Annotated in this window: 16 protein-coding genes, 1 tRNA gene and 1 pseudogene; 13 read left to right on the plus strand and 5 right to left on the minus strand. The window is 67.8% G+C overall.

What is annotated here, in order from left to right:
• Positions 1-6: 6 nt before the first annotated feature.
• Together LRX77_RS04885 and LRX77_RS04890 are read left to right on the plus strand one after the other, a co-directional pair.
• Positions 7-2,043: a cytochrome c oxidase assembly protein gene (locus LRX77_RS04885; RefSeq protein ID WP_231831807.1), complete on the plus strand. Its 2,037-nt coding sequence runs from the start codon at positions 7-9 to the stop codon at positions 2,041-2,043.
• Positions 2,040-3,563 carry an ATP-dependent DNA helicase gene (locus tag LRX77_RS04890; RefSeq protein ID WP_269453696.1) on the plus strand — a complete coding sequence of 508 codons (1,524 nt, stop codon included), beginning with the start codon at positions 2,040-2,042 and terminating at the stop codon, positions 3,561-3,563. The genes LRX77_RS04885 and LRX77_RS04890 overlap by 4 nt, the downstream gene beginning before the upstream one ends.
• Positions 3,564-3,692: 129 nt before the next feature.
• On the opposite strand, the gene LRX77_RS04895 is transcribed toward LRX77_RS04890, so the two are convergent.
• Entirely contained in the window at positions 3,693-5,678 is a 1,986-nt protein-coding gene (locus tag LRX77_RS04895; protein ID WP_231831808.1) for a polysaccharide deacetylase family protein, read from the minus strand.
• A gap of 164 nt (positions 5,679-5,842) precedes the next feature.
• Between LRX77_RS04895 and LRX77_RS04900 the strand changes: the two genes are divergently transcribed.
• Positions 5,843-7,981 carry a DUF6541 family protein gene (locus LRX77_RS04900; protein WP_231831809.1) on the plus strand — a complete coding sequence of 713 codons (2,139 nt, stop codon included), beginning with the start codon at positions 5,843-5,845 and terminating at the stop codon, positions 7,979-7,981.
• 86 nt (positions 7,982-8,067) lie between these two features.
• Here the strand turns inward: LRX77_RS04900 and LRX77_RS04905 are convergent.
• A tRNA-Gly gene (locus LRX77_RS04905) sits at positions 8,068-8,141 on the minus strand.
• A 540-nt stretch (positions 8,142-8,681) separates the two neighbouring features.
• On the opposite strand from LRX77_RS04905, the gene LRX77_RS04910 reads away from it, so the two are divergent.
• Positions 8,682-9,833, plus strand: a complete 1,152-nt coding sequence (locus tag LRX77_RS04910; RefSeq protein ID WP_231831810.1) for a methylenetetrahydrofolate reductase — start codon at positions 8,682-8,684, stop codon at positions 9,831-9,833.
• Positions 9,785-12,133: a 5-methyltetrahydropteroyltriglutamate--homocysteine S-methyltransferase gene (metE, locus tag LRX77_RS04915; protein ID WP_231831811.1), complete on the plus strand. Its 2,349-nt coding sequence runs from the start codon at positions 9,785-9,787 to the stop codon at positions 12,131-12,133. The genes LRX77_RS04910 and metE overlap by 49 nt, the downstream gene beginning before the upstream one ends.
• 123 nt (positions 12,134-12,256) lie before the next feature.
• Here metE and LRX77_RS04920 read toward each other — a convergent pair whose 3' ends face one another.
• The gene (locus tag LRX77_RS04920) at positions 12,257-13,054 is read right to left on the minus strand and encodes a DUF2510 domain-containing protein (RefSeq protein WP_231831812.1); all 798 of its coding nucleotides are present in this window, start codon (positions 13,052-13,054) and stop codon (positions 12,257-12,259) included.
• Positions 13,055-13,250: 196 nt separating this feature from the next.
• Here LRX77_RS04920 and LRX77_RS04925 point away from each other — a divergent pair, with 196 nt between their 5' ends.
• The gene (locus LRX77_RS04925; protein ID WP_231831813.1) at positions 13,251-13,517 is read left to right on the plus strand and encodes a hypothetical protein; all 267 of its coding nucleotides are present in this window, start codon (positions 13,251-13,253) and stop codon (positions 13,515-13,517) included.
• 100 nt (positions 13,518-13,617) lie between these two features.
• Positions 13,618-14,958 (plus strand): glycosyltransferase 87 family protein, encoded by a 1,341-nt coding sequence (locus tag LRX77_RS04930; protein WP_231831814.1) that lies wholly within the window; start codon positions 13,618-13,620, stop codon positions 14,956-14,958.
• On the opposite strand, the gene metX is transcribed toward LRX77_RS04930, so the two are convergent.
• Positions 14,906-16,111, minus strand: coding sequence for a homoserine O-acetyltransferase MetX (metX, locus tag LRX77_RS04935; RefSeq protein ID WP_442961613.1), 1,206 nt, complete (start codon positions 16,109-16,111; stop codon positions 14,906-14,908). The genes LRX77_RS04930 and metX overlap by 53 nt on opposite strands.
• 126 nt (positions 16,112-16,237) lie before the next feature.
• On the opposite strand from metX, the gene LRX77_RS04940 reads away from it, so the two are divergent.
• From LRX77_RS04940 to LRX77_RS04960, 5 genes are all read left to right on the plus strand, one after another.
• Complete coding sequence (locus tag LRX77_RS04940; protein ID WP_231831815.1) at positions 16,238-17,095, plus strand: SDR family oxidoreductase; 858 nt, start codon at positions 16,238-16,240, stop codon at positions 17,093-17,095.
• On the plus strand, positions 17,092-17,781 hold the full coding sequence (locus LRX77_RS04945; RefSeq protein WP_231831816.1) for a uracil-DNA glycosylase: 690 nt from the start codon (positions 17,092-17,094) through the stop codon (positions 17,779-17,781). The genes LRX77_RS04940 and LRX77_RS04945 overlap by 4 nt, the downstream gene beginning before the upstream one ends.
• A 114-nt stretch (positions 17,782-17,895) precedes the next feature.
• The gene (cysK, locus tag LRX77_RS04950) at positions 17,896-18,831 is read left to right on the plus strand and encodes a cysteine synthase A (RefSeq protein ID WP_231831817.1); all 936 of its coding nucleotides are present in this window, start codon (positions 17,896-17,898) and stop codon (positions 18,829-18,831) included.
• A gap of 90 nt (positions 18,832-18,921) precedes the next feature.
• Positions 18,922-19,611, plus strand: coding sequence for a serine O-acetyltransferase EpsC (gene epsC / locus LRX77_RS04955; protein WP_231832008.1), 690 nt, complete (start codon positions 18,922-18,924; stop codon positions 19,609-19,611).
• A gap of 118 nt (positions 19,612-19,729) precedes the next feature.
• Entirely contained in the window at positions 19,730-20,986 is a 1,257-nt protein-coding gene (locus tag LRX77_RS04960; RefSeq protein ID WP_231831818.1) for a carboxylate--amine ligase, read from the plus strand.
• Between the two features lie 174 nt (positions 20,987-21,160).
• On the opposite strand, the pseudogene LRX77_RS04965 reads toward LRX77_RS04960, so the two are convergent.
• A pseudogene (locus LRX77_RS04965) lies at positions 21,161-21,544 on the minus strand (acyl-CoA thioesterase); the annotation flags it as partial.
• 287 nt (positions 21,545-21,831) lie between these two features.
• Between LRX77_RS04965 and LRX77_RS04970 the strand changes: the two are divergent.
• Positions 21,832-22,881: an enoyl-CoA hydratase/isomerase family protein gene (locus tag LRX77_RS04970; protein WP_231831819.1), complete on the plus strand. Its 1,050-nt coding sequence runs from the start codon at positions 21,832-21,834 to the stop codon at positions 22,879-22,881.
• Positions 22,882-22,900: the final 19 nt, after the last annotated feature.

The raw sequence follows: 22,900 nt of genomic DNA on the forward strand, positions 1-22,900 counted from the left end.
GGTGTGGTGCAGCGCAAGACCCTCTTCTCCCTTCTTCTCGGCGTCATCGCCACCGGCATCGGGCTCGTCCTGGCCCTGGTGCACGGCGGTGGGGCCGCGGCCTCTGTGCTGCTCGATCCAGGTGCGGTCGTGCGATGGGGGCTGCCCGCGGTCACAGCGCTGAACAACATCTCGATCAGCGTCACGATCGGCGGCCTGGTCATGGCGGTCTGGGCGCTGTCGCCCGACTGGAAGGGTGCGTACAACCGCTCGCTGAACATCGCGGCGGTGGCCGCTGCAGTGTGGACGATCAGCGGCGCGCTGTCGACCATCCTCACCTACATCTCGCTCGATCCAGACTCCTGGGGGTCTGAGACCTTCGGGGCGCGACTGTGGCTGTTTCTCACGCAGGTGCAGGTCGGTCAGCTGGCGCTCTGGGACATCTGCATCGCCGCCGTCGTCACGGTGCTCGCCGCTGGGGTGCGCAGACAGATCGGCGTGCTCTTCGTGTGCGTCGCCGCGTTCGCCGGGCTGATCCCGCTGGCCTCGGCCGGGCACGCGGCCGGCACCGCAGGGCACAACCAGGCGGTCAGCGCGATGCTGCTGCACCTGGGCGGCGCATCCATCTGGATCGGCGGCCTCGTCGTGCTCGCCGCTGTCTCGCCCAAGCTGGGGCGCCACCTGCGTGCGGTCACCGAGCGGTACTCGTCGCTCGCCCTGGTCTCATTCCTGCTGGTGGCGTTCTCGGGCGTGGTCAACGCCGTGCTGCGCGTCGGCACCTGGGAGCAGCTGTTCGCCACGGCCTATGGCCAGATCGTGCTCTGGAAGGCCGCGGGGCTGATTCTGCTCGGCGCGGCCGGCGCTGTCAACCGCATGCGGCTGATCAGGCGACTCAGCGCGTCAGAGACCGCGAAGCGAGCCTTCGGCTGGATCGTGACCTGCGAATTCGCGCTGATGGGGCTGGTCAGCGGCTTCAGCGCAGCCCTCAGCCGCACGGCGACGCCCATTCCCCAGCAGCTCTCGAGCGACCCCACCCCGGCCGAGCTGCTCACCGGCGAGCAGGTGCCACCCGAGCCGACGTGGCTGACGTACCTGACGGTCTGGCGCATCGACCCGATCTGGCTGGTGGTGTGCGCCTTCGCACTGACGCTGTACCTCGTCGGGGCCTGGCGACTGCATCGTCGCGGCGATCACTGGCCGTGGCATCGCACGCTGCTGTGGAGCATCGGCGTGCTCTTTCTCTTCTGGACGACCAACGGCGCGTTCAACCTGTATCAGACCTATCTGTTCAGCGTGCATATGACCGGTCACATGATGCTCACCATGCTGATTCCGCTCTTCCTGGTGCTCGGCGCGCCGGTGACCCTCTGTATGCGCGCGATCACCCGGCGCACTGACGGCTCGCGGGGCGGCCGTGAATGGATACTCTGGGCCGTGCACAGCCGGTGGGGGCAGTTCGTCGCCGGCCCCGTCGTCGCCGCCTTCATCTTCGCGTTCTCGCTGGTGGTCTTCTATTACACGCCGCTCTTCGGCTGGGCGACGCGCGATCATCTCGGTCATCAGTGGATGATCGTGCACTTCCTGATCAGCGGCTACCTGTTCGTGCAGTCGCTGATCGGCATCGACCCGGGGCCGAATCGTCCGCCGTATCCCGTGCGGCTGCTCTTCCTGGTGGTCACGATGGCGTTCCATGCCTTCTTCGGAATCTTCATGATGATGGGCACGGGCCTGCAGGAGGCCGACTGGTACGGGGCCATGGGGCGCACTTGGGGCGACAGTGCGATTCGCGATCAGCAGATCGGCGGAGCCATCGCGTGGGGGCTGGGCGAGTTCCCGACGATCATCTTGGCGTTGCTGGTCGGCCTGCTGTGGTCGCGCAGCGACGCCAAAGAGCGTCGGCGCGGCGACCGCAATGCGGCCAGAACCGAAGACGCCGAGCTCAACGCCTACAACGAGATGCTGGCCGATCTGCGACACCAGGGCTCTGTCGGCGCCGATGGCATGGGCAAGGCTGCAGATGCCGACGCCGCAGACGCACAGACCTCGAAGGGGCGCAGAGCATGAGCGAACCCGCTGCGAGCGATCGCACGAAGACTGACAGCGTCGAGAGCGCAGATCAGACCGGCGAAGTCGCGACGACCGAGGCGAATCGCGACCGCACAGTCGATGTCGCCGCTGCCGCTGCCGCTGCCACTGCCGCTGCCACCGACAGCGAGTCGACGGGCGACGGTCGAGCCGACCCTGGAGTTGACCCGACGACGGACGCAACCGGGGTGCACCAGAGCGCTGCGGCATCCGCCGAGGGCATCACGCTCACCGGCGAACAGCAGGCCGTCATCGACGCGACCATGCGCGGGCAGAGCGTCTTCGTCACCGGGCGAGCCGGCACCGGCAAGTCGACGCTGCTCGCTCGGCTGATGCGCGAGCTGCCGGGCAAGGTCGTGGTGTGCGCCCCGACCGGCGTCGCGGCGCTGAATGTCGGCGGGCAGACGATCCACTCGCTTTTCGGGCTGCGCGTCGGCGTGCAGGACGTCGCCAAGATCGCGCGCTACATGAGTCGCGAGACGCGCGAGGTGCTCGCCGCGGTCGACACGGTGATCATCGACGAGGTGTCGATGGTGTCGGCCGACCTGCTCGATGCGATCGACCGCAGCCTGCGGCTGGCCAAGAAGCGCAGCCGAACGCCGTTCGGCGGTGCGCAGATCGTGATGTTCGGCGACCCCTACCAGCTGGCGCCGGTGCCGCCGCGCTCGACCGATGAGCGCGCGTTCTACACCGAGCACTATGCGAGTCAGTGGTTCTTCGACGCGCACGTCTGGGCCGAGGCGACGGTGAGCGTCTACGAGCTGACCAACATTCATCGGCAGAACCATGACGGGTTCAAACAGCTGCTGAATGCGGTGCGCGAGGGCACGGTGCCCGACCACTGGATCGCGCGGCTGAACCAGATCGGTCACCGCGACCCCGACCCCGAACAGCCGATCATCACGCTGGCCACCACGAACCGCATCGTCGACGAGCGCAATGCCACCGAGCTCGCGAAGCTTCCGGGGCGCACCAAGGTCGCGCGGGCGCAGATCGACGGCGAGTTCGGCAATGCGTTCCCGGCCGACCCCGAACTCGAGCTCAAGGTCGACGCCCAGGTGATGTTCCTGCGCAACGACCCCGAGGGCCGATGGGTCAACGGGTCGATCGGCAAGGTGGTGAGCATTCGCCCCGACGTGGTCGTCGTCGAGCTCGACGGGCAGGACGTCGAGGTCGAGCCGGTGGTCTGGGAGCGGTACGAGTACACCTTCGACCCCGCCGAGAAGACGATCGAGCAGGACCAGATCGGCGAGTTCACGCAATTCCCCCTGCGCCTGGCCTGGGCGGTCACCGTGCACAAGTCGCAGGGGCAGACCTATGACCGTGCGGTCATCGACTTGGGCGCGCGAGCGTTCAGCCCGGGTCAGACCTACGTGGCGCTCAGCCGTCTGACCAGTCTCGACGGGCTCTATCTGGCCAGGCCGGTCAGGCGTGGCGACATCATCGTCGACCGTCGTGTGCTCGAGTTCATGCGCACGGCGTCGGCCCCGATGTTCTGAACCGCCTGCTGGCACCTGCTGGCGCCTGCTGGCGCACCCGAATCTTCGCAGACCGCACGAAATCTTCGCGAAGACGCCACGGTTCTGCGAGAGAATGAAGAGAGCTGCGAAGATTTCGCAGGCCGCACCTCACCCCAGCCGGTGAATCACATTCTGCGTCTGCTGCTCGGGCGCCCGGGCCAGCAGCGTGTCGAGATTGACGAGGGTGAGCCCGGCGGCGCGCAGATCGCGCAGCAGCTTCGGCATCATCTCCATGGTCGGCTCGTGCACGTCGTGCATCAGCACGATCGACCCCGCCTTCGCCTCGCGCAGAATCTTGTCGTGCACGACGCCCTGCCCGGGCTCCTTCCAGTCGAGCGAGTCGACATCCCACAGCACCAACGGGTGCGGTGACGCCTGCGCGACCGTGTCGTCGTAGAACCCGTACGGCGGCCGCACATGGGCAGGGCGCACCCCGCAGATTCGCTCGACCGCGTCGTCGGTGCGGGTCAGCTGATCGTGCACCTGCGCCGAGGTGAGATCGGTCAGCGCGGGATGATCCCAGGTGTGATTGCACACCGTGTGCCCCTGCGCGATCTCGTCGCGAATCTGCTGCGGATAGATCACGGCGTGCTGTCCCTCGACCATGAACGACGCATGCGATCCGGCGGTGGCGAAGTCGCCCAAGATCGTGTCGGTGTAGTCGCTCGGCCCGTCGTCGAAGGTCACCGCCGCGCATGCGACGAGGTCGGCCGGCGTCGGCCAGACGTACGCGCTGGGGCGCACCGGGCCGTCGGTGCGCGGTTCGGCCTGCGCGCTCTGGTCAGCGTCGAGGGTGCTGACGGCGGATGCCATGGTCGCCTCCGCAGCAAGAGGCGCGGTGAACGACACCTGCGTTCGAGCCGCCTGGGCATCGGTCGCGCCGGCGCGAGCCGGGCCCGACCATGGCATCCGCCCGCCAGCCGCCTGCCGCGCCGCACGGCCGAATGGGGTGCAGTCGTCGTCGCCGACCGCCACACGCACGGTCAGCAGACCGGCTGTGGCCAGGCCGCCGGCCCATCGGCCGCGCTGCTCGTCGGTGAGGCGGCCGGTCTCGACGGCAAAGCGCAGCACGAGCTGCCCGTGGCGGTCGAACGAGACGTCGTCGAGCAGGGTGCCGCGGTCGATCGCGTCGCGCAGCGGATCGTAGCCCGGGGCATCCTTCTTCGATGTGCCGATCGATGCTTCGAGGTCGGAGCCCAAGAGGGTGGCGAGGGATGCGACGGTGCGGCTGCGTCCGGCGTCGGTGAGCAGGCTGGCCCCGGTGCCGGCCGTGCCGCTCGCAATGTCGACGAAGACGCTCTGCCGCTGCTCGAAGAGGGTGCGGTGCACATTGTCGATGGTTGCGGCACGGGTGGCTCGCAGCTGCACGCCGAGCACAGAGCCGGTGGCCTGCGTCGCGTCGCAGCTGACCGCCAGCAGATGCCCGTGCGCCTGCGGTTCGGGAAACTCGGCCCGATCGGTGAGTCTCGAGTCGGCGTCGCTGCGCGTCGAGCCGGGCAGCGGCATGGTGTCGAGCACACTGCCGGCGCTGAAGCCAACGGCCTGTGCGGCGTCGGGGCGGCTCCAGGCCGTGCCCGCGGTCGAGGTGCCGGCGCGCAGGTCGTCAGCGGTGCCGACTGCGTCGGCTGGCGCGACGTACGAGCCGTCGTCGGCATGGCCGGGCACCGGCGTGCGCACCGGGGTGAAGCCGCCGGAACGGGCGTATTCGTGGGCGTAGTCCTGCAGCGCTCGGCGCACCCAGGCCTCGACGCGGCCGTTGAACGCATCCTGCCCGGTCAGCACCGGCCAGCGGCCGGCGAACGACGCCGAGGGGTCGAGCGTGAAGGCGCGCTGCACCCCGAGGCCGGTCACCGCAGTGGTGAGCACGGGCACCGTTTCGCCGAATCCGGCGTCGGCCACCGGCGTGGCGTCGGCGTCGGCCGTGTCGCTGCTCTGCACGAACCCGCGTGCGCCCTGCTGGTGATTCTGCACGGCGGTCACGACGCCCGCGACGACCCCCGAGCCGACGACGAGGGTGCCCGCGACGAATCCGAGAAACTGTCGGCGGGCAAGCTTCGGCTGGTCAGCTGAGGTATCGGCCGAACTGTCGGTCATGTCTGAATCGCCTTTCGACTGCAGAAGCCATTCGAGCGCTGTGGCGGCGCTGTGCATGGCTGCGCGTACACGCGCGCTTGCATACATCAGCGTATCGCGCAGGGCACAATGGAAAGACCGTGCACAGCAGGTGCTCAGGCAACGAATGAGAGCAGAGAACGACGATGGACCTCACACAGGCGCAGACCTGGGTCGAGCTGGTGCCCGCGATGCTCATCGCCGTCGCCCTGCTGCTCGTTCCGGGTGCCGTGCTCGTCCGCGGGCTCGGGCTGCGCGGTATGGCGGTGTGGGGCGCCGCTGCGCCGGTCTCGGTCTCGGTGATCGCGATCAGCGCGATCGTCACTCCCCGGCTCGGTCTGCGCTGGTCGCTGTGGTGTCTGCTGATCGGCTGGGCGGTCGCGCTCGCGCTGGTCGTCGGGCTGCGTCGCGTCATTCGACGGATGCTGACTCGCCGCCCGGCGCCGGTCGCGTCCGGTGCACGGGGCGTCTCGACGGCAGAGAACCATGCGCTGGCCGCATCGAGCGTATCGACGCCCTTGCCCGGGCACGGCGGCTCACGGCTCACGAGGTCGGCCTGGCGTCGCGGTGTGACTCCCGGGCTGCTGGCGCTGATCGCCGCGGTGGCGCTGATCTCGTCGACGTTCTTCACGCTGGTGCCCGACGCCGAGTACATCATGCAACTGTTCGACACCACGTTCCACCTCAACGCCGTGCGCGCGATTCTCGACAGCGGAGATGGTTCGTCGTTGACGCTGTGGTCGATCACGAACAAGGCGAACAACTCAGCGTTCTATCCCGCAGCATGGCACGATGTGGTGGCGCTGGTCGCGCAGCTGAGCGGCATCGGCGTGCCGCAGGCCACGAACGTCGTGGCGCTCGTGGTGAGCGCCGTGGTCTGGCCGCTCGGTGCGATCTGGCTCGCACAGGCCATCGGCGGCCCGAACCTGGCGAGCAGTCTGGCCGGCGGTCTGCTGAGCACGTGCTTTCCCGCGTTCCCCTGGCTCTTTCTGCACTGGGGGCCGCTGTACCCCAACCTGCTGGGCAACTCTCTGATCGCCGCGGCCCTCGCGCTGACGCTGTCGATCTGTCGCCGCCGCCCCGACTCGGTTCGGCACCGCCTGAACGCGACGGCCGCGCTCCTGCTCGCGGTGCCGGGGCTCGCCCTCGCGCACCCGAACTCGCTGCTGGCCGCTGTGGGCTTCGCCGCCATGATCGTCTTCGCCACACTGGGGCCGCAGCTGCGCCGAATGCGGGCCGACAGCGGGCAGGCGGGCGCGGGCGGGGCATCCGCCGAGACGCTCGTCGGCTGGCTGGGCGTGCGCGGCACCCGCATCGCGATCTGGTCGGTCGCGGGCGTGTTCGTGCTGCTCTGGGGCGTGCTGCGCACCGGGCTCGACGTGGCGCCCTGGAACGCGGATGAGAACCTGCTCGACGCGCTGACAGACATCGTGACGAACGGGCCGGTCGACCGCCCCGCGGCCATCGCGGTCAGCGTGCTCGCACTGATCGGGCTGGTGCGCTGCCTGCGCTCACGGCGGTGGTGGCCGCTCATCGTCTTCGGGTTCACCGTGGTGCTGTATCTGGTGGTGGTGGCCTCGCCGATTCCGCTGCTGCGCGACGTGCTCACCGCCGGGTTCTACCGCGACCCGAAGCGCATCGCGGGGCTGACGGTGTTCGGCTTTCTGCCGCTGGCCGTCATCGGTTTCACGACGGTCTGGGCACTGGTGACGATCGCGGTCATGCGCATCGGGCCCAAGCACACCCATCGGCTTTCGCGGTCGGCGCAGGCCATGCGGCGTGCGGTCGTCGGGGTCGTGCTGCTCATGCTGGCCGCGGTGCTCGTGCTGCCGATTCGCAACGGGGCGATCGCACAGGTGGTGAGCTGGGCGCAGCGCGACTACGTCATCGCGCCGACGTCGAAGCTGCTGAACACCGATGAGCGTGATGTGCTCGCGCATCTGCGCGACTATGTGCCGGCGGGGCAGACCGTGCTGGTCGACCCGGGCAACGGAGGTGCGCTCGCCTATGCGTTCGAGAACGTGCCGGTGACGCGCGTGCACATTCTCAGCGATGTGCCTGACGACCTGCAGACGCTGGACTGGCACCTGAGCGATGCCAGTTGGAAGGATCGCACATGCCCGATCGTGCGCGCGAACGATCTGCACTTCGTGCTCGACTTCGGCGACGCGATCGTCGACAACGTGAAGAAGCCCGGGTTGAGCGACATTCCGGCCGAGGTCGGCACGGTGGTGTATTCGCAGGGGAGGGCCCGGCTGGTCGAGCTGACCGGATGCTGGGGGTGATCGGATGCCCGGGGGTGGGCGGCCGTTCTGCGCGATCAGGCGCCGGGCGGAGCTCCGGTGCGAGTGCTGCAGGTGACGGCAGAGAGTGGAGCGGCTGACGGGAATCGAACCCGCGTATCAGGCTTGGGAAGCGTGCGCTCTACCATTGAGCTACAGCCGCATGGTCTGTGACCGCCTGTAAGGGTATCAGAATCGCTGCCCACTCAGCCACCTGCTCTACTCAGTCACCTGCCCACTCGCCACCTGAAACCGCACCCACTTCGACGGTGCTCTCTGCAGTCTCGGTGTTCAATCTGGTGCGTTCTGCAATCTCGGTGTCCACACCGACGAACCGGCAATCTCGACGGGAGCTGAGACATGCCGGTACGCAAAAAATGTGGGAAAGGCCGACAATGACCACAGTTTCTGCACCTCGGCCACGCGCATCTGCGTCTGAGCCGCACGGGGTTCTGCGAGAAGATACTGCGCACGACACCGGGAGACACGGCATGACGCCCAGTGCTGCTGCAGATGCCACTTCACACGGCGCCGTCAGTCGCTGCACGCGTTTCGACAGCAGCGTTGAGCACTTGACCGCCCTGACTGCCCTGACCGCACTTGGTCGCACTTGACTGCACCTGACCGCACCTGAGCCACGCGATGTAACGCGACGTCACACGTCTGGCGTCAGTGCGGCCGCGCAGAATACGATAGAGCCACTATGACCGCAAGCGCGCAGCACGCAGCAGATCGCCGACCCCAGGTCGCGCGGTCGAACGATGCTGCCGTCTCGCCTGAGGTCAGCGCCGAAGAGCGCATCGCCGAGCGCCGCTTCAGCGCGAGCCGCTTCGGCCTGTCGGTCAACGACGAGTTCGACGAGGCCGATGATGCGGCGGATGCCCCGCGCGAGACCGCGGCATCGGTCGCGCCCGCCTGGGACACCCTGCCGAGCGTCGCGGCGCCCACCCTCTCGCTCGAAGTCTTTCCGGCCCGGGGCGTGCCGCAGCTGCGGCGCAACGTCACCGCCGTGCGCAAGCTCCTGAAGCTCGGTCCCGACTTCGTCACGGTCACCTATGGCGCGGCGGGCAGCCGTCAGGCCGGTACGAAAGAGCTGGTCACCTGGATCGCACAGTCAGGCGTGCCCACCTATGCGCACCTCACGTGTCAGGCCACATCTCTGCGCGAACTCGACGAGACGATCGACGAGCTGCTCGAGGCCCGGGTCACCGGCATTCTCGCCCTGCGCGGTGACGCGCGAGACGACGGCAGCGGTCTGGTGCTGCCGCACGCCACCGATCTGATCACACGTGTTCGGCAGCGTGCCGAAGCAGCGGGGCAGCGCATCCGCATCGTCGTCGCGGCGTTCCCGACGGGGCATCCCGACAGCCGCGATCTGCGTGAAGACGCCGAGAACGTCGCACGAAAGCAGCAGGCCGGCGCCGACTTCGCGATCACCCAGCACTTCTTCGACGCCGAAGACTACACACGCTTTCTCGACCTGGTCGCCGCAACGGGTGCGACGCTGCCGATTGTTCCCGGTCTCACCCCCACGACCACGGTGCGCCGTCTCGAGCGCATCTCAGAACTCTCCGGGCTCACGCCCCCGCCTGCGCTCGCCGCAGCGCTCCAGGCCGCCCCGGACGCACAGACTCGCCGCGACATCGCGGTGCAGAACACAGTTGAGCTGGCTGAGAAGCTGGCGCGAGCCGGAGCCCCGGGCATACAGCTGTTCACCATGAATGACGAGCCGACCGCGCTCAGGGTGTTCGACGCTCTCAGCACTTCGCCTGCAGGCGCGCTCGGCCAGAACACAGGAAGAGAACCATGGCTACTCAACACACAGGGGCCGGCCTTGAAGGCGGCACTGCACTAGGCTACCCGCGCATCGGGCGCAGCCGACAGCTCAAGAAGGCGCTCGAGCGCTACTGGAGCGGCCGCATCGAGGCTCAGGAGCTCGCCGAGACGGCAGCAGAGATCCGCGCGACCAACTGGCGCCGTCTGCACGACCTCGGGTTCGAAGCGCACAACGCCAGCATTCCCAGCGACTTCTCGTACTACGACCAGGTGCTCGACGCCACCGTGCTCGTCGGCGCCCTGCCCAAGCGCTTCGACCAGTGGGTCGACGAAGACGGCAGTCTGAGCCTCGACGGGTACTTCGCCGCAGCCCGCGGCGTCGACCGCGTGCAGCCGCTCGAGATGACCAAGTGGTTCGACACCAACTACCACTACCTCGTGCCCGAGATCGGGCCCGACACGACTTTTCGCCAGGGCAGCGACCAGCCGGCTCTGCTCTTCGCCGAGGCGCTCTCGCACGGCTTCGTGACTCGCCCGGTCATCGTCGGCCCGGTCACGCTGCTGGCGTTGGCGAAGCCGACGGCCGATGCGCCTGAGGGCTTCGACCCGCTCGACCGCCTCGACGACCTGCTGCCGGTCTACGCCGAGGTGCTCGCCGGCCTCGCCGAGCTCGACGCGCCCTGGGTGCAGCTCGACGAGTCGGCCCTGGTCAGCGAGCTGCTGCCCAGCGACCGCCCGAAGCTCATCGCCGCAGCGAAACACGCCTACGACGTGCTCGGCGCGCTCGAGAATCGCCCGCAGATTCTCGCCCAGGCGTCGTATGCCGCTCTCGATGAGGCACTGCCCGCACTGGCCGAGGCCCCGATCGAGGGCGTCGCGCTCGACCTGGTCGAAGGCGGCGTGCCTGCCGCCGACGCCCCCGGCGTGACCGGGCTGCGAGACAAGGTCGTGGTCGCAGGTGTGATCAACGGTCACAACATCTGGCGTGCCGATCTGGATGCCGCGCTTGCGAAGCTCGAGGAGCTGCGCCCGTTGGCCGGCAGGGTCGTGGCCTCGAGCTCGACGTCGCTGTTCCACGTGCCGCACACGCTCGACGACGAGTCGAAGCTCGGCGACGAGCTGCGCTCCTGGCTGGCCTTCGCCGCCGAGAAGGTCGTCGAGATCGTCACGCTCGCACGCGCCTACGACGGCGACAAGGCCGGGGTGCAGGCAGCGTTCGACGAAGCGGCTGCCGCCCTTGCATCCCGCGCTCAGCATGCCGGAGTGCACCGCCCCGAGGTGGGTGCGCGCATCTCTGCCCTCACCGACGCCGACTTCTCGCGCACGCCGTATGCCGAGCGCGCCAAGGTGCAGCAGGCCGAGCTCGGCCTGCCGCTGCTGCCGACGACCACCATCGGGTCGTTCCCGCAGACGCCTGAGATTCGTCGCACGCGCTCGCAGTTCACGAAGGGCGAGATCGACGAGGCCGCCTACAACGAGCAGATCAAGGGCCATATCGCCGATGTCGTGAGGCTGCAGGAAGAGATCGGGCTGGACGTACTCGTGCACGGTGAGGCCGAGCGCAACGACATGGTGCAGTACTTCGCCGAGAACTTCGAGGGCTTCGACGTCACCGAGAACGGCTGGGTGCAGTCGTATGGCTCACGCTGCACGCGACCGAGCATCCTCTGGGGCGACGTCGTGCGCCCGAAGCCGTTCACGGTCGAGTGGATCAGCTATGCGCAGTCGCTCACCGAGAAGCAGGTCAAGGGCATGCTCACCGGCCCGGTGACGATTCTGGCCTGGTCATTCGTGCGCGACGATCAGCCGAAGGGCGTCACCGCTGACCAAGTCGCCCTGGCACTGCGCGACGAGATCGCCGACCTCGAGGCCGCAGGCATCGACATCGTGCAGGTCGACGAGCCGGCCATCCGTGAGCTGCTGCCGTTGAAGCGCGCCGACCACGCCGACTACCTCAAATGGTCGGTCGGGTCGTTCCGCCTCGCGACCGCCGGCGCTGCCGACCGCACGCAGATCCACACCCACCTCTGCTACTCGGAGTTCGGGCAGGTCATCGACGCCGTCGACGGGCTCGACGCCGACGTGACCTCGGTTGAGGCAGAGCGTTCGAAGATGGACATCGTGCGCGACATCAAGGCAGCGGGCTTCAGCCGCGGGGTCGGCCCGGGCGTCTATGACATCCACTCGCCGCGTGTGCCCACAGAGACCGACATCGAGGGTCTGCTCGACATCGCGCTCGAGTCGATTCCCGACCAGCTGCTGTGGGTCAACCCCGACTGCGGGCTGAAGACGCGCCGCTACGAAGAGGTCGTGCCGGCGCTGACCGACATGGTCGCCGCAGCCCGTGCCGAGCGCGAGAAGCTCGGCGTCGAGGCCTGAACGTCGGCCGGCCGTCTGATGGGCTGAGATGAACGCAGGGCCGCGGCCCCCGAAGGTGGGGTCGCGGCCCTGCGTGTCTGTGTCTGGCGGATGCGGCGGGGCGTCAGCCCTGCGGACCTGCAGTCAGATGCTGGTGCCGAGGCGGGACGTCCCCGTTTCAGAGCTTGAGCCCGAGCCCGAGCCGCTGCCGTACTGGCCCAGGTCTCCGAGGTCTCCCAAGTCTCCGTACTGCTCGTTGAGATCTTTCAACTGCTTGCCCAGGTCGCCCAGTCCCGGCACGTCGACCTTCATATTGCTGGTGTCGATGCCCGAGATCTTCCAGCTGCCGCCCTCTTTGATCAGCTTGTAGTCGTAGGTGCCCGAGACGGTGACCTTCGAGAGGCCAGAGCCCGACTCGCCGTCGATGGTGTAGGTCACCGTCGCCGAGTCTCCGGTGATGCTCTCAGACGAGAAGTCGTTCGAGACCTTCAAACCGTCAGTGCCGTCAGTGCCGTCAGCGCTGGTGCTGCCGCCCAAGCCGCTCGGCAGCTTGCCGATCTGGCTGCAGCCGGTCTTGACCTGCGAGGCCATCGACGAGGTGTAGTACTTGGCCGCGCTGTCGCAGTCACCAGATGCCGCAGCGGCGATGGCATTCGCGACGACCTCTTTCGGGCCGCTCGCCGCGCTGCCGACCAGCGCGAAGAGCCCCACTCCCACACCGGCCAACACCACGACGGCCGCCACGACGATGCCGATGATCAGACCCGTCTTGCTCTTGCGGGGCACGGGCGCCCCGTAACCGGGCACCCCGGCCTGCTGGTCGGGCGCGGTGTGATCGGTCCACTGTGTGCCGTCCCACCAGCGCAGTCGGCCGGTCTGAGACGGGTCGGGATACCAGTTCGCCGGTGGAGTCGTCGGATTCTCAGGGGGAACGGAACTCATCGTGATCCTTCTCATCTGGCGAACGGGGCGGACGGCATAAGCGTCACTGGGGCACAGTGTATCGAAGGAGGGCGGTCTGACGGGCATCGCATATGACTGCATTCCTGCGCTACGGCACTCGGAACGGTCATACTGAAAGCAGCACCGTGCCGGTCTGATCGGAGCGATCAGTCTGTGACAGAGACAGGAAGAGACCATGGCTCACAAGAGAACTCTCACCCCGCACAGCGAGGTCACCGCCGGCGAGCGAATCAGCGGGTGGCTGAAGAAGACCTGGCCTGCGCTCGTGCTTGTCGTGCTCGCACTGATCTTCATCTTCCAGAACACCTCGGCGGTGACGCTGGTGCTCTTCGGCATGCAGATCAGCGGCTCGTTCTGGATCTTCACGGTGATCCTGCTGCTCATCGGCATTCTGATCGGCTGGCTGCTGGGCCGCGGCGGCAAGACGGGCAGCAAGAGCTGAGCGCCGGTCTGCGACGGCGCATCTGTCTGCTCTCAGCCGGGCGGGTCGTGAGCGGCCGCGTGACGGATGCGTGCGCACGGCTCGGTACAATGAACCCTCGATGACGAGCCGCGCACCGAAGACGCATTCTGCCGAGACGATCGCCGCGCCTCGGACGACGAGCCTCGCGACCGCCGTCGGCCGCATCGCCGCACGGCCGAGCCTGCTCATCGTGGCGTTCCTCGTGGTTCACCTCTGGCTCGCGCTGAGCGGTCGGCAGCAGTACGGTGCGCCCTTCGGAGACGTCACCAGCGTCTATCATCTCTGGTCGTTCGACACGGTTCGCTACGGCACCTGGTACGGCATCACCGACCCGTGGGTCTACCCGGCGCTCGCACTCGTGACGATGCTCCTGCCGCTGACGCTCTGGGCCGCGACCGGCCTGGACTACACGTTCAGCTGGCTGATCATGGTCACCCTGCTCAACGTCGTCGCGCTCGGTGTCTTCACCGAGGGGTTCCGCAACGCCCGGCGCATGCGCGCCGCCTGGTGGTGGGCGGCATACCTGCTGCTGCTCGGGCCGGTCGCCCTGGGCCGGGTCGACACGGTCGCGCTCGCCCTCGTGATCATCGCGCTGTCGCTGCTCGAGCATCGTCCGGCGCTCACCGGGCTGCTGCTGGCCGTCGGCGCCTGGGTCAAGGTGTGGCCGGCGGCCGTGCTCGCGGCTGCCGTCGCCTCGTTCTGGGGTCGGGGCCGGCGGATGCTGGGCGAGCTGATCGCTCCCGGCGTCGCGTTGACCGGCGCCCTCGCCGCGGTCGCAGCCGTCGCATCCCTCGTCAGCGGTCGAGGTCTCGCCGGTATCGGCAACCTGCTCGGCTTCGTCGGAGGCCAGGCCTCGCGCAATCTGCAGATCGAAGCGGTCGGTGCGACCGTGGGGCTCTGGCAGGCGCGTTCCGGCGACGGCGCGGTCGTCTACAACCACGAGATCTACACCAACGAGCTGATCAGCGCGTCGTCGCCCGTCATCGCGACGACGGTCACGGTGCTGATGGGTGTCCTGGCCTTGGCGATCGCCCTGCTCGCCTGGCGGCTGCAGCGCGCCGGCGTCGATCGGCTGCGGGTGTTCGCCTGGACGACGCTCGCCCTCGTGGTGACCTTCATCGTGTGCAACAAGGTGGGATCGCCCCAGTTCGAGGTGTGGCTGGTGGCCCCCGTGCTGCTGCTCGCTGCGGTGCGCGCGCCGCGCTGGTGGGTGCCGATGGTGCTGTCGTCGATGATCGCAGTGCTCACCCAGGTGATCTATCCGTCATGGTACGGCTATCTGCTGAACCTGAGCGCGTGGATGCTGTGGGTGATCACCGTGCGCAACCTGCTGCTGGTCGTGCTGCTGATCTGGGCTGTGGCCGAGCTCAGGCCGCGAGGATGCGTTCGAGCTGCGCCCCGATCGCCTCTCGCTCGATGAGGAACGAGTCGTGCCCGTAGGGGGAGTGCACCACGACCGCCTCGTCGCCCGCGATGTGCGTGTGCAGCCCGGCTACGATGGCATGCTGCTCGTCGATGCCGTAGAGGCGGTCGGAGTCAATGCCGACGACGAGTGACTTCGCCGTGATCCTGCCGAGCGCCTCGGTCACGCTGCCGCGGTCGCGGCCGATGTCGTGCGAGTTCATCGCCTCGAGCATGGTGACGTAGGTGTTCGCGTCGAAACGTCGGGTGAACTTGTTGCCGTGGAAGTCGAGGTACGACTCGATGGCGAAGCGCCCGCCCTTGCCCAGCGGCGAGACGCCGGACTGCGCCGAACGGCCGAAGCGGGTGTTGAACTCCTCGGCGCTGCGATAGCTGGTGACGGCCACTCGGCGGGCGAGAGCGAGCGAATGCCACGGGCCACGCCCCTCGGGCAGGTCGTAGTAGTCGCCGCCGAGGTAGTCGGGGTCGCTGCGGATCATGTCGACCTGCACTGAGTTCACCGCGATGCGGTCGGCGCTGGTGACCGCCGGCGCGGCGATCACGATGAGTCGTTCGACCTCGTCGGGGTACATGACGGCCCACTCGAGCGCCTGCATGCCGCCCATCGACGGGCCGATCACGGTGTGCCAGCGGTCGATGCCGAGGGTGGCCGAGAAATTGTGGCTGGCGTGCACGATGTCGCGGATCGAGACGTACGGGAACTGCGAGCCCCACGGCTGGCCCGAGGGGCGCATCGTGCTCGGTCCGGTTGTGCCCTGACAGCCGCCGAGCACGTTCGCACACACCACATAGAAACGGTCGGTGTCGATCGGGCGGCCGGGGCCGATCTGATCGGCCCACCAGCCGGCGGTGCGATGGCCGAGCTCGCGCACGCCGGCGACGTGGCTGTCGCCTGTCAGCGCATGCAGGATCAGCACGGCGTTGCTGCGCTCGGCGTTCAGCTCGCCCCAGGTCTCGTACGCGACGCGTACGCAGTCGAGGTGCCCGCCGAACTCGAGATCCTGCTTGCCGACGTGCACGAACTGGCGGCGCCCGGGGGGATCGCCGACCAGCCAGGCTCCAGTGACCGGGGGTTTGCCGGTGACCCGGGCGATCATGCGGTCGGTGACTGGCGAGAAGAGGTCACTGTCGTTGTCTCGCGCGCGATCGATGCGGTGCGAGTGTGCTCGGCCGTCGCCGTACTGCTGCATGTGAAGGCCGCCTCTGCCGAATGGGTGAATCATCGCATTTTACCAACTCGGCCGATCTGCGCCAGGGCAGCATCTAGGATGTTCTGCATGACACCAGCGACTCCTGAACCGCAGGCATCCCATCCCACGCTCAGTGCGAGCGTCGTCGAGATCGACGAGACCGACGTCGGCGGGCGCACAGCGCTCGTGACCGGCGCCAGCAGCGGCATCGGGCGCGCGACGGCGGCGCTGCTGCGCGAGCACGGCTGGCAGGTCATCGCCGTGGCTCGACGTGCCGAGCGGCTCGACGAGCTGGCGGCGCAGACCGGGGCGATTCCGTTCGCCGCAGATCTGACGTCGCCGGCCGAGGTGCAGGCCCTCGCCGAATTCGTCGACGAGCACGGGCGGCTCGACGCACTGCTGAACATCACCGGCGGCGCCATCGGCGTCGACCCGGTCGAGCGCGGCCGCGTCGAAGACTGGGTGCAGATGTACGAGATCAACACCGTGGCGACGCTGCGCGTGACGCAGGCGCTGCTGCCGGTGCTGCGACGCACCGCTGCCGATCATGGCTGGGCCAGCATCCTCACGCTGACCTCGACGGCCGGCCTGGGAGTCTACGAAGGCGGGGGCGGGTACACCGCCGCCAAGCACGCCGAGCAGGCGCTCGTCGACACGCTGCGACTCGAGCTCAACGGGGAGCCGATCCGCGTCATCGCGATCGCGCCGGGCCTGGTGCACACCGAGGAGTTCTCGCTGAAGCGACTGCACGGTGACCATGCGAAGGCCGACAGCGTCTACGCCGACGTGGATCATCCGCTGAGCGCCGAGGACGTCGCGCTGGTGAACGTGCAGACGATCGAGCTGCCGCCGCACATCAACCTCGATCTGGTCGTGGTGCGACCGGTCGCGCAGTCGGCCCAGCACAAGCTGTATCGCGGCCCGCTGCGGCCGAAGCTGTCGTGACCGAGACTCGACCGCATCCGGTCGCCGACCTCGTCGACCCGTCATGGGCGCCGGTGCTCGAGCCTGAGACCGAGCGCATCGCGCATATCGGGGAGTTCCTGCGTGGCGAGGTCGCCGAGGGGCGCCACTACGCTCCCGGCGGCCCCAATGTGTTCCGCGCCTTTCAACAGCCGCTCGACGCCGTGCGGGTGCTGATCGTGGGGCAGGATCCGTACCCGACGCCCGGCCATGCGATGGGCCTCTCGTTCTCGGTGCGGCCAGACGTGCGGCCGGTGCCGAAGTCGCTGCAGAACATCTTCACCGAGCTGCACGACGACATCGGGGCACCGACGCCGGCGAACGGTGACCTCACTTCGTGGGAGCAGCAGGGGGTGATGCTGCTGAACCGCGTGCTCACCTGCGAGCTCGGGCGCCCCGCCTCACATCGCGGCATCGGGTGGGAACAGGTCACCGAGCGGGCCATCCGGGCGCTCGGCGAGCGCGATCGTCCGCTGGTCGCCATCCTCTGGGGGCGAGACGCGCGCAGCGCGGCGCCCATGCTGCCGAACGCGCATCTGATCGAATCTGCGCACCCGAGCCCGCTCTCGGCCTACCGCGGCTTCTTCGGGTCGCACCCGTTCAGCCGTGCCTCTGCCTGGCTGCAGCAGCAGGAGGGGCACGGCGTCGACTGGGCGCTGCCCGCCTGACCGCTCTGTTACGAAGTGCGACGGCTCGTTCGTCGGGATGTCGCACGTGCTCGATAGGCTGCGACTGACGCGCCGTTCGGCGTGTGCGAACAGACCGGCGGAAGGCATCACGACATGGCTGAGATCCACGACAGCATTCTCGATACGATCGGCAACACCCCACTGGTGCGCCTGCACCGGCTGCCGGGTGACCGTGGCGCCGAGGTGCTGGCCAAAGTCGAGTTCACCAACCCCGCAGGCAGCGTCAAAGATCGTCTCGCATCGGCGATCGTCGAGGCCGCCGAGCGCAGCGGCGAGCTGAAGCCCGGCGGCACCATCGTCGAGGGCACCAGCGGCAACACCGGCATCGGCCTGGCCTTCGTGGGCGCGGCCAAGGGCTACCGCGTCATTCTCACGATGCCCGAGACGATGTCGGTCGAGCGCCGGGTGCTCGCCCGCGCGTACGGCGCCGAGATCGTGCTCACCCCCGGCTCAGAGGGCATGAAGGGCGCCGTCGCCAAGGCGAAGGAGCTCGTCGAGCAGAGCGACAACGCCATTCTCGCCAGCCAGTTCGCCAACCCGGCCAACGTGGCCATCCACCGCGCCACCACCGGCCCCGAGATCGTCGAGGCGACCAAGGGCCGAGTCGACTACTTCATCGCCGGCATCGGCACCGGCGGCACCCTGACCGGCGCCGGTCAGATCATCAAGGCGGCCAACCCCGACGCCAAGGTGATCGGCGTCGAGCCCAGCGATTCGCCGATTCTCAACGGAGGCAAACCCGGACCGCACAAGATTCAGGGTATCGGAGCGAACTTCGTCCCCGACGTGCTCGACACCGAACTCTATGACGAGATCATCGACGTGGAGTTCTCGGATGCCACGGTGATCGCACGTGCACTGGCCAGTGAAGAGGGCATCCTCGCCGGCATCTCGGCGGGGGCCGCGACGTGGGCGGCGCTCGAGGTGGCCAAACGCCCCGAGGCGGCGGGCAAGACCATCGTGGTGATCATTCCCGACTTCGGTGAGCGCTACCTGTCGACGTCGCTGTACAGCGACCTGCTCGACTGAGTCGAAGACACTGAGGCGAAGATGTCGGTCGTAACCGGAGCCGCAGCCGCTGAGGCGATTGACGACGTCGACGGCTCAGCGGCTAGAGTCGTGGGCGTGTTCAGCAGACTCCGGGAAGATCTCGACAACGCTCGTCGACATGATCCTGCGGCGCGGTCGGCGGCCGGCATCTTCTTTCTCTACTCTGGCCTGCACGCCATCTGGAATCATCGTCTCGCGCACTGGCTGTGGAACCACCGTGCGAAGGGCCTCGCCCGGTTCGTCTCGCAGCTGAGCCGCTTTCTCACCGGCGTCGAGATTCATCCGGGCGCCCGAATCGGGCGTCGCTTCTTCATCGATCACGGCATGGGCGTGGTCATCGGCGAGACGGCTGAGATCGGCGACGACGTCATGATCTATCACGGGGTGACGCTCGGCGGCACCAGCCTGGCGGCCGAGAAGCGGCACCCGACCATCGGCGATCACGTGCTGATCGGCGCGGGAGCCAAAGTGCTCGGTCCGGTGACCATCGGCTCGCACAGCTCCATCGGGGCCAACGCGGTGGTGGTCAAGAGCGCGCCGCCAGACTCGCTGCTGGTCGGCATTCCGGCCAAGCCGCGCCCGCGTCCACAGACCCCACCACGCGGCGACCGGAGCATGCGCGACGGGGCCAGAGCGGCATCCGCGCACCGTGCCTCGAGCGACGGGCGCGCCGTCTGGTCGACGGTGCCGGGGCGCTCGTCGGCGAACGTCGAACCCGAAGACATGGAGCAGTTCCGCGACCCTGCGATGTACATCTGAGGGGTCGCGTCTGGCTCGGCGAAAGCCCTGCGGTTCGTATACTACGAGATGGCGCCGGAACCGACGCCAGAGGTGTGGCCTGGCATTCGGGTCGACCGATATGTCAGGAGCGCAGCCCATGAACGCAAACGATCAGTCACTCAGTGATCTGCAGCCGGTCATCCTCGGCGCCGACATCGGCGTCTACGCCTTGGCCCGGGCGTTCCACCGTCAGTACGGCGTCAGGTCGATCGTGATCTGCGGCGCCGTCACCGGTCCCATCGCCGACTCGCGCATTCTCGAGACGAGAGTGATCGGCGACAGCCACGACGAACAGCAGCTCGTCGCCGCACTGCTCGAGGTCGTCGCCGAGCTGCCCGAGCGGCGTCTCGTGCTGCTGGCGAACTCCGACTTCTTGGTCAGCGTCATCGTGCACAATCGCGCGGTGCTCGAGAAGCACTATGTCGTGCCATTCCTGTCGGCCGAGCTGCTCGACGAACTCAGCGACAAGGCGCGCTTCGCCGAGCTGTGCGAACGCACCGGCGTGGGCACGCCGCGCACCATCGTCCAGGATTTCGCGAACGCCGGTTCGGACGACTGGCAACCGGTGCCCGTCGACTTCGACTACCCGCTGATCGCGAAGGCGTCGAGCAGCGCCGAATACGAGAGAGTCGAGTTCGACGGCAAGATGAAGGTCTTCGAGATCGGCTCGCCCGACGAGCTCGATCGCCTCTGGCGGTCCCTGCGCGACGCCGGTTTCCGCGGTCGCTTCGTGGTTCAAGAGCTGATTCCCGGCGACGATACGCAGATGTGGTCGGTGACCGCCTATGTCGACCGCCACGGAACGGTGAGCATGGCATGCTCGGCGCACGTGCTGCTCGAAGAGCACACCCCGGCCAGCCTGGGCAACCCCTGCGCGATGATCACGGTGCGCAACGACGAGATGCTCGACCAGGCGCGGCGACTGCTGGACGCCTCGGGATATGTCGGGTTCGCGAACTTCGACATCAAAGTCGACCCGCGCGACGGCTCGCAGCGCTTTCTCGAGGTCAACCCGCGCATCGGGCGCAACAACAACTATGTGCTCGCCGCCGGTGCGAACCCGGCGGAGTTCCTGGTGCGCGACTGGGTGCTCGACGAAGAGGTCGCGCCGGTCGTCGCCGAGCGTCGCGTGCTGTACACGATTCTGCCGAAGGGACTGCTGCTGAAGTATGTTCGCGATGCAGAACTGCGCGATCAGGTCGAGGAGCTCTACCGGCAGCGTCGCGTTGTGCACCCGCTGGTCTACCGCGCCGATCGCAGCATGAGGCGAAACTGGTACATTCTGCTGGCCAAGGTCAATCAGCTGCGAAAGTTCAGGCGGTATTATCCGGCTCCATCGGCATCGGGGTTCTGAACCGGGGGAGTGCCGCGGGTGCTCGACGGTCGCCGTTGACGGCCGAGCACACGTGCGATGAGGAGGTCAGCGACCCTGCTCGCCGGTGAGGTCGACCGAATGCGCGTCTTCGGGGCGCACGACGGGGAGCACCTCGGTGATGGGCGCGCGGGGGATCGGGCCGCCGGTGCGCTTGGGGATGCGGTCGCGCAGATACGTGATCTCGGTGTAGCCGTGGGGTGCGGGCCTGCCGTCGGGGCCGAGGTTCACGAACACGATCTCGTTGATGGTGAGAATCGTCTTGCGCGTGATCATGTTGCGCACGATGCAGCTCATCGTCAGCGAGGTGCGGCCGAACTTCGTGGCGACCAGGCCCATCTCGATCAGATCACCCTGCCAGGCGCTCGAGACGAAGTTGATCTCAGAGTAGAACTTCGTGACGCAGCGTTCGTTGCCGAGCTGCACGATCGCGTAGATGGCGGCCTCTTCGTCGATCCATTTGAGCAGCGACCCGCCGAAGAGCGTGCCGTTCGCATTGAGATCTTCGGGGCGCACCCAGCGTCGGGTGTAGAAGTTCATGTGGTGGCGATTGCCCAGCGGCCGATCGTCGTAGCTCTCGGCGTCATGGGCGTCGAAGGCGGCGCCGGTGCCGCCTCGCCGCGAGGAGGCGTCGTGGTCGGGAGTGTGTGCGTTCATGCGGTTAAACCTAGCCCACGCAGATGACGCCCTGATGAAGTCTCCGGCTGGCGGTGCGCCCCGACATGCGTCGCGGAGCACCGCTGGCGATCGGAGGTGACATGCCGGTGAGCGTATATCATCATCGGCCGGTGCGGCGCTTCTCAGCAGCACGTGCTTGAATCGTTGGCATGACCGCTGAGCAGACGACACAGACGCATGTGCTGACCACTGTGACCGGCCACCTCGGTGAGATTCTGCTCAACCGTGAGAGGGCCATCAACGCGCTGACCGCTGACATGATCGCGACTATTCACAGCCAGCTCGACGCCTGGATCGACGACGACCAAGTACAGGCGGTGCTGATTCGCGGCGCCGGCGCGCGGGGGCTGTGCTCCGGAGCCGACATTCGGGCGCTCTCGCAGGCGTCCGCCTTCGAGCGCTATGACTTCTTCGACGCCGAATACTCACTCGACCTCTGCATCGCCCGGTATCCCAAGCCTGTCGTGGCCTTCATGGACGGCATCACGATGGGTGCGGGCGTCGGCATCAGCGCGCACAGTGCGTTCCCCGTGGTCACCGAGCGCTCTCGCGTGGCGATGCCCGAAGTGCGCATCGGGCTGATGCCCGATGTCGGCGCGACCTGGCTGCTGGCTCGGGCTCCCGGCCGTCTCGGCCACCTGCTCGCCTACACGGCGGGAGAGATGACCGGCTCCGATGCGATTGCGATGGGCTTCGCCGGTCATTTCGTTCCGAGCGACTACCTCGGTGACGTCGTCGACGGGCTGATCGCCGGAGTCGGCACCGGCGGCGAGGCCCGTGAGAACACGCGACGGGTCATCACCAGGTCGGCGGTGGAGGCGCCTGCTTCGGCCCTGGCGCGCAACCGGGCCGGCATCGACGAGGCCTTCGCCGACACGTCCCCGTCGAAGGTGATCGCGGCGCTGCACGATCACGGCGAAGACGACGCCGACGAGACCGCCGATCTGATCGCTGGCATGTGCCCGTTCTCGCTGATCGTGACCGAGCGTGCACTGCAGATGGCGGCCGAGAGCACGCTCGAGCAGGTGTTCGAGACCGATCTGCGGCTGTGCAGCGGCCTCACGGCTCGGCCTGACTTTCGCGAGGGGGTGCGGGCGCAGGTCATCGACAAAGATCGCAACCCCGTCTGGAACCCCTCTCGTCTCACAGACGTCGACCCTGCCGACGTCGACGCGCTCTTCGGTGCCCCGGCGAGCTGACACTTGTGTGCGGCGTGCG

Origin of the sequence: Pseudoclavibacter sp. 13-3, assembly GCF_021168475.1 — a bacterium.
Taxonomy (GTDB): domain Bacteria; phylum Actinomycetota; class Actinomycetes; order Actinomycetales; family Microbacteriaceae; genus Pseudoclavibacter_A.

Bases quoted from the DNA above. Each gene is read 5' to 3' on its own strand.
- LRX77_RS04940 (WP_231831815.1), top strand. From the start codon at position 16,238: ATGACACCAGCGACTCCTGAACCGCAGGCATCCCATCCCACGCTCAGT.
- LRX77_RS04900 (WP_231831809.1), top strand. From the start codon at position 5,843: ATGGACCTCACACAGGCGCAGACCTGGGTCGAGCTGGTGCCCGCGATG.
- LRX77_RS04925 (WP_231831813.1), top strand. From the start codon at position 13,251: ATGGCTCACAAGAGAACTCTCACCCCGCACAGCGAGGTCACCGCCGGC.
- LRX77_RS04930 (WP_231831814.1), top strand. From the start codon at position 13,618: ATGACGAGCCGCGCACCGAAGACGCATTCTGCCGAGACGATCGCCGCG.
- metE (WP_231831811.1), top strand. From the start codon at position 9,785: ATGGCTACTCAACACACAGGGGCCGGCCTTGAAGGCGGCACTGCACTA.
- LRX77_RS04970 (WP_231831819.1), top strand. From the start codon at position 21,832: ATGACCGCTGAGCAGACGACACAGACGCATGTGCTGACCACTGTGACC.
- LRX77_RS04895 (WP_231831808.1), bottom strand. From the start codon at position 5,678: ATGACCGACAGTTCGGCCGATACCTCAGCTGACCAGCCGAAGCTTGCC.
- LRX77_RS04910 (WP_231831810.1), top strand. From the start codon at position 8,682: ATGACCGCAAGCGCGCAGCACGCAGCAGATCGCCGACCCCAGGTCGCG.
- LRX77_RS04960 (WP_231831818.1), top strand. From the start codon at position 19,730: ATGAACGCAAACGATCAGTCACTCAGTGATCTGCAGCCGGTCATCCTC.
- cysK (WP_231831817.1), top strand. From the start codon at position 17,896: ATGGCTGAGATCCACGACAGCATTCTCGATACGATCGGCAACACCCCA.
- LRX77_RS04920 (WP_231831812.1), bottom strand. From the start codon at position 13,054: ATGAGTTCCGTTCCCCCTGAGAATCCGACGACTCCACCGGCGAACTGG.
- LRX77_RS04890 (WP_269453696.1), top strand. From the start codon at position 2,040: ATGAGCGAACCCGCTGCGAGCGATCGCACGAAGACTGACAGCGTCGAG.